The organism is Aliiglaciecola sp. (genome assembly GCF_039982535.1).
Taxonomy (GTDB): Bacteria; Pseudomonadota; Gammaproteobacteria; order Enterobacterales; family Alteromonadaceae; genus Aliiglaciecola.
On sequence record NZ_JBDWYG010000064.1, the window covers coordinates 37,820 to 44,515 of the forward strand.

Annotated in this window: 5 protein-coding genes, 1 tRNA gene and 1 pseudogene; 4 read left to right on the forward strand and 3 right to left on the reverse strand. The window is 38.9% G+C overall.

The annotated features are described in order from the left end of the window. Positions 1–462: 462 nt before the first annotated feature. The gene (locus ABJV04_RS17255; protein WP_348492846.1) at positions 463–801 is read right to left on the reverse strand and encodes a DUF3718 domain-containing protein; all 339 of its coding nucleotides are present in this window, start codon (positions 799–801) and stop codon (positions 463–465) included. A 426-nt stretch (positions 802–1,227) separates the two neighbouring features. Next, positions 1,228–1,557 (reverse strand): hypothetical protein, encoded by a 330-nt coding sequence (locus ABJV04_RS17260; RefSeq protein WP_348492848.1) that lies wholly within the window; start codon positions 1,555–1,557, stop codon positions 1,228–1,230. Between the two features lie 354 nt (positions 1,558–1,911). Here ABJV04_RS17260 and ABJV04_RS17265 point away from each other — a divergent pair, with 354 nt between their 5' ends. The 3 genes from ABJV04_RS17265 to ABJV04_RS17275 all read left to right on the forward strand — a co-directional run bounded on the left by ABJV04_RS17265 (position 1,912) and on the right by ABJV04_RS17275 (position 5,199). Next, positions 1,912–3,324 carry a DUF945 family protein gene (locus tag ABJV04_RS17265; RefSeq protein WP_348492850.1) on the forward strand — a complete coding sequence of 471 codons (1,413 nt, stop codon included), beginning with the start codon at positions 1,912–1,914 and terminating at the stop codon, positions 3,322–3,324. Positions 3,325–3,501: 177 nt separating this feature from the next. Next, positions 3,502–3,578, forward strand: a tRNA-Ile gene (locus tag ABJV04_RS17270). 427 nt (positions 3,579–4,005) lie between these two features. Continuing rightward, positions 4,006–5,199 carry an MFS transporter gene (locus ABJV04_RS17275; protein ID WP_348492852.1) on the forward strand — a complete coding sequence of 398 codons (1,194 nt, stop codon included), beginning with the start codon at positions 4,006–4,008 and terminating at the stop codon, positions 5,197–5,199. 526 nt (positions 5,200–5,725) lie between these two features. On the opposite strand, the gene ABJV04_RS17280 is transcribed toward ABJV04_RS17275, so the two are convergent. After that, complete coding sequence (locus ABJV04_RS17280; protein ID WP_348492854.1) at positions 5,726–6,067, reverse strand: DUF3718 domain-containing protein; 342 nt, start codon at positions 6,065–6,067, stop codon at positions 5,726–5,728. 344 nt (positions 6,068–6,411) lie between these two features. Here ABJV04_RS17280 and ABJV04_RS17285 point away from each other — a divergent pair. Beyond that, positions 6,412–6,696, forward strand: a pseudogene (locus ABJV04_RS17285) (transposase); the annotation flags it as partial.

Consider the following 6,696-nt stretch of genomic DNA (forward strand, 5'->3'; position numbering starts at 1 on the left):
GTTTAAGAAATGAGTTTCAAAAGCATATATTCATCGGTTCACTACGCCGACGTTTCAATCTATTCACACAATTTACTGATTAACAGGCAATTGTGACGAAATCACACTATTTTGGGTTAAACACCTCCTTTTTTAATTTGAATGTTTGAAAAATGTTTGGTGACAACAGCCCTGTTACATGGGCTATATCCCAAGGTTTTTTGGCATATCATCTACCGCTTGCTATTCACGGCATACATACCGTGCTACATCCATTTGGTGCTAGGCTTGCTATTCACGGCATAAATACCGTGCTACATCCTTTTGGTGCTTGGCTTACTACCCATGGCATAAATACCGTGCTATATCCTTTTGGTGCTTGGCTTGCTATTCACGGCATAAATACCGTGCTACATCCTTTTGGGGTTTGGCTTACCATTCACGGCATAAATACCGTGCTACATCCTTTTGGTGTTTGGCTTGCTATCTTTTGGCTAACATTTTGTCGTAATTAATATTCACTTTTCGGGCCAAAAAACCTGCAGTTTCGTGGGCATCATGAATGGCGGCAAAATCTAGGGCTGATTGACCATTACATACCAAACCTTTGGCTACTGCTTTATAATTTAAATTGCTAGCCTTTATGGCTCTTTGCAGTTTCATTCGGTTATCACTTTTTAACGCTTTGCAGATCTTAACTAAGGAAGCTTCTTGATATGAGGTGAGCGATGAAGCAGCTAACGCACTATTGGTTGAAAATACACCTATCATAAGTGCAATTGCCAATACGCTTTTATTGTTGACGCTTTTCAAAATTTTCATTTCAGTTCCACCATTGGTTAATTTTAAGTTGTGCCTAAATAAATATTATTTCGGCTGAAATCCACCTTAGTACCCATTCCCATGGCTTTAGGAACAAAGCAGACTTGATATTAACCGTAAGAGTAAAATGCTGTTGCGCACAGTAAATATCGCTAAGTTACAGTTACATGAGACTAAGCGACAAGCCGCTAAAAAAGCGCGATAGACTGTCGTGGGAAACGGTTATTTAACCTGAAATGAACACGCTTTGTTACATACGCGCAAAATGGAATTTTAAATAATGAATAGAATAATGACTATTTAGGGGAAGTTAAATGCGTAGCATCAATTGGAAGCGAGTCCCCTGCCTGTTGGAAGGTAAGTTACAAATTTGCAGCGTAAACCAAAAAAGCAAAGCGGCCGATGATGGCCACTCAGTTAGATAGGCTAAAACGCATTATCTTGATGAATTTTGATAAATAAAGGCGAGTCTACTTTACTGTAATCAATTTTGTACTCTTTGCCGTTTAGGGTTTGTACGAAAATCAATGTCTTTTCATCACCAAATACATCTGTAACGGTAACATCCACCAATTCAATATCCTGCAGTTTGGCTTCACGTTTGTTGTCAGGCACTTTGCCTGTAAACTTTTTCAACGCTTTATGGGTCACTAATACTGGTGGATTTTCTTCACCATTAAGAATTAGTAGATCCAGTTTTCTTATCTTATGAATGATGGTATTTCTACCACTGACTAAGAAAGGTTTTTCAGTCATAAATGTCTCCGCAATGACGAACCGCCATTTATAAAATTTCAAATCTGTAACTGTGATTCGAATGTAACAAAGTTCTTTCTTCCTTGCACCCCTATTTAATTGACTTTCAAGCAGATTTAGTTCAATTCACGATCAAAACAGGGTATCGAGCTCAGAGGTGTTTTAACAGAATATCAACATTTAGTTTATTAGATAAATTTTAGGTTGGTCAAATCTCTCACCACAGTTTGTTTAATTGAACTGATCCCTGTGTCATAATTCTCTGCATCATTGGTAGATTCAACACTTCTACTTCACTTTCAAAAAATAGCCGTTTCTGCTGGTTAATCAACGATTTCAAGGACGTTTTAAATAATGAAAAAACGCTATATTGTTCTCTCATTCATTTTTGTTGCCATACTTATTTTACCCAAATACTTCAGTTTGCAAGTTAGAGAAAACCTTGAGCAATATATTGCTGAAATCAATAAAATTAATGGTTACAACGTCGAACTAGTTGACTTAAATGACGGTTGGTTTAGCTCTAATGGTACCCTTAAAGTTAATATAGCCTTTGCAGAAATGGGAGCAAATTCAGATTTACCTTGGGCACAAGGAAATCCTGAGTTCTTGGTAGATCTCACCTCTCATCATGGCCCCGTTATTTTCACCGATGGATTCGATATTGGCCTAGTCAACTTGGCACTAGTCTATAAGGGCGATGCCTTGAAAACTAAGCTAAATTGGTCAGAAAATGTCAACTTTTATGAGCTCACCATTGGCCAAGGGCTTTTAGGTGGCTTTGACATGGAAGATCGCATTGTATCGTTCTCTGTTACTGAAGATACTGATAATCAGAATGTTGTATTTTCTGGCTATCAAGGAGAAGGCGAGCAATCCAGCGGCGGTTTTTCTTACGAAGGTGAAATGGACTCTTTTCAGTTTACATCTGACGAAGGTAAGTTCGAGATAAAGGGGTTCGATATATCAATGGACTCCGAAGGCGAATTATTTGCGGCAATGCAAGGTGAGATATTTGAATCTAGCGCTGAATTAAGCCTTGATAAATTAAACATTTTGACGGTAGGCGATTCAGAACAGTCTGTTGAGTTAGATGAACTATCTTTTTCAGTAGAATCAGATATCAATGAAAAAGAACAATTCATGGATATTACTCAAAACCTTAAAATCAACAGCATTTCAGCAATGGATTATGATGTCACCGACATTCAGTTAGATATCGAAACCAATCGGCTAAGTTTAGTATTTCTTAAAGCCTACCAAGAATTTGCGAAAAGTTTATCTGGAATGAACGAACTTGAAATGAAGCAGCAATCTATGAGCTTTGTGACGAATAACCTATTGCCACTTTTGCAGAGCGAGCCACAACTTAACATCAGTAAGTTGTCTGCCACTTTGCCTGAAGGGGAACTATCAGGCTTTAGTAATAACCAATTAGTTGGCATTGAAGCACTTCCAGATGCAACAGCAGATCCAAAATTTTGGATTAACCATACCGTATCTGAAACAGAGTTAGAGATGGATAAAGGTGTAGCAAACATAATATTTACTCGCTACGTAACCAGTCAATTACAGCAACATCCACAGACTGCTGAAATGAGTCAAGAAGAAATAGACCTTATTGCCGCACAACAAGTGCCCAACATGATTGAAGGACTAAAATTACAAGGATTTCTAGTAGAAAAAGATGACAAACTACTAATGCAATTTTCACTTAAAGACGGAAACGCGATATTGAACGACAATGCCATCCCTTTGCCCTATTAATTTGGCAAGGAGTATCTGGAAAAGGTAACTTAACCGTTACCTTTTCATTGTTTCACAAGCAAAACGCACAAATATTAAGCAAACAGGAATATCTGTCATACAAAATAATGACAACACCGAAAAAACTGCTTATACTGCGCACCGTTTTGGAAAACCTATTTCCTTACATCCTCAAATGGCCCGATAGCTCAGTTGGTTAGAGCATCCGACTCATAATCGGCAGGTCCCCTGTTCAAGTCAGGGTCGGGCCACCATTTTTTCTTCCAGTAAGATATCAAAACGTCCTAAAATCGGCTCTACCCTATGAACATCAGTACAACGGGCAGTTAAACTGATGTCTGCTGTTGTTAACATTTCCCAAGCTTTGTAAACACCGAGTGAATGGTGATCGTTTATGATGAAATTAAGTTTATAAATTATCGCTGGCCAACAATAAAAACGCCAGTTAGTCGTTAAAACGTAGAATTTAATAGCTAGCATACGATATAATCCAAGTATCAAATAATAAGAAAGTATTTCGACATTAAGAGCTTATTAGTTTTACTAAATCAGCCTTTCATTAATTCTAATTCCCCTACAAAAATTAAATTAATTTTGGTTCTCCGATTGTTTTTTAGCATTTACGGTTAACTTTGTTGTTTGTTTCGTAATTTCGTTTTCTCAGATTTTTTAAGGTTTTATATGTCTGCATCACAAGCTGATCACGGCTCGACGGTTTGGCCGCTACTGATAATGGCGCTTGGCGCTTTTGTATTGGGGTTAACTGAATTTTCATCTATGTCGATGCTGCCGTTGATTGCCGATTCGTATAACGTTACGCCAGCTCAAGCAGGTAATGTAATCAGCGGTTATGCCATAGGCGTAGTTATCGGCGCCCCTCTGTTTATGTTGTTAACCAATAAAACCAACCGGCGGACGTCGCTAATTATATTCGTTGCTATGATGTGTGTGGGCAATGGATTAAGTGCAATAGCATCAACATTACCAGAGTTAATAATTTATCGAATATTGTCGGGGTTGCCCCATGGAGCTTATTTCGGCACCGCATTATTAATTGCTGCGAGCATGGCCCCTAAAGGTAAACGTGCCAGCTATATGTCGAAAGTGTTTGCTGGCCTCACCATTGCAACGATTGTGGGTGTGCCATTAGCAACCTTAGTTGGACAGTCAATGAGCTGGCGAGTTTGCATGGCAATAGTCGCGGTGTTGGCGGTGGTTACTTTGGCACTCATTTACTGGTTGGTTCCAAGCTGCCCGATAAAAGAACCTTCTCGCCTACGAGAAGAATTCAGTGTGCTTAAAAATAAGTTGGTGTGGTCTATTTCGGGCATCATATTTGTGGGCTTTGGAGGAGTATTTTGCATTTATACTTATCTAGCCGATACCATTATAAATGTAACACAAACACCTATAGTGACCATTTCTATCGCCATGATGATGTTTGGTGTAGGAACGACGATTGGCAATTTAGTCATCAGTAAATTGGCTGATCATTCACCTCTTAGCACCACGGGTATTGCCTTACTTTGCAGTGTATGTATTTCTGTAATGTTTGTATTTGCTGCTAGTCATATCTGGTGGTTGTACATTACCGTCTTTTTGTTGGGGGCAAGTGTTGGCTTGGCCGCCGTGATTCAGTCGATGTTATTGGACGTCTCGCCAAAGGGCCACGCTATGATAGGGGCACTCGTGCAATGTGCATTTAACACTGCTAATGCTATTGGACCAATGGTTGGCGGCGCGATGTTAGCTTCTGGTGCAAACTTTAACGAGATTGGTTACGCCTCTGCCATGCTATTCTTAGGTGGCTTTATCATGTGGGTACTGAGTTATTTACAGATGCGTGATAGAAATATGCTATCCGCAGTGAGTTAAACTGTTTGAGTTGGAATTATCGTCCATAAAAAAGCCCTCAAACCGAATTTACAGGTAACAGGTTGAGGTCTTAGCTTCGATAGTTTATATCTAGCTTTTTTACAGGACAGCCACAAACTAGACCACCGTCTTTTTACAGGACAGCCACAAACTGGACCACCGCATTCAAACTATCATCTAAACTTTAGGCATAGCAGTTAGCTAGCCAGACTTATGAATTAAGTTTAAAAAGTAAGCCTTTCTCGCTGAACGAAATATGGTCTATTTTGAATAAAACGTTCGGTTTTTGAAGTAACAACCAATGCCGTGATCAATAGCATAATTTCCTGTACTAACTTTGGATTTGAATTCAGGAAAAACTAATAATCAACTTACTTGAATAACCGAAGACAAAGTTCAAATTTGGGAGGGGGAATATCGTTTTGAAAGGCTATTGAAACTCTTAAATTAATATGGCCAACACTCCATCGTCATACTCAGCAAAGAGTAGACGATGGCAATGAGTAGTGCTATTTAGCAGCATCGTTTAAAATGCATTATGTGTGGTAACGGCGGCCATATCTGTCGTATTACTGTATTTTCCGCTGGTTAAAAAGTTATTCATTTCAGTCACATTGCTACCGTATTGTTCGATAAACGTTGTGAGCTCTAAGTCGTTACAAGTCACCTCTGAAGCAACGTATCGTTTACTCAAACCAGACTTTTTAATGGCTTGTGATAGTTTGACTTTACTGCCTTCAGTGGCAACCACACACAGATTACTGGTGATGTAACTGTCGGCTGGTACTATTACGCTTGCTGCGCTTACGATGCCAATTGAGCTAAGGGTTAATGCTGCAGTTGCGATTACTTTAGTTAGTGTTTTCATCATGTTTTCCTATTTCCGTTGATTAAAGTAAGTCTTCAATGTGACTTGTCATAACTTTTGCAACGAGGATGCCATTAATTTTTATCTTTATAAAACAATGAGATAAAAAAATATCAGTATTTAACACTAAATCGAGTGAATTTAAATGTTAAACATTTGGTTATTTTAGCCAAATATTAGTTAATTTATAAATGGTCAATAGTACAGCGCGAAATTAACAGAAAATGAAGCTGATGATCCTTAGTAATTTAGAATGTGAAAGCTTTTTCAAGACAGCCACAAACTAGACCACTACAGTCAAACTATCAACTACACTCTAGGCATTAAGTTCAACAGGAAGAACGATGCCTTTAGCAAGGAAGCGGCAAATTTGTTTGACAGATACCCCCTATTATCACTGTGTTTCTCGCTGTGTACGCCGAGCTTATTTGTGTGGAGAAGATGAAGTCACCGGAAAGAGTTTTGAGCACCGTCGCCAATGGGTTGAGGACCGATTACTGTTTCTTTCCACGGTATTCGCTATTGATGTCTGCGCTTACGCCATTATGAGCAACCACTCCCATGTGGTATTGCATGTTAATGTTGATAAGGTTAAGCGCTGGACGGATAAACAAGTGTGTGCAAGGTGG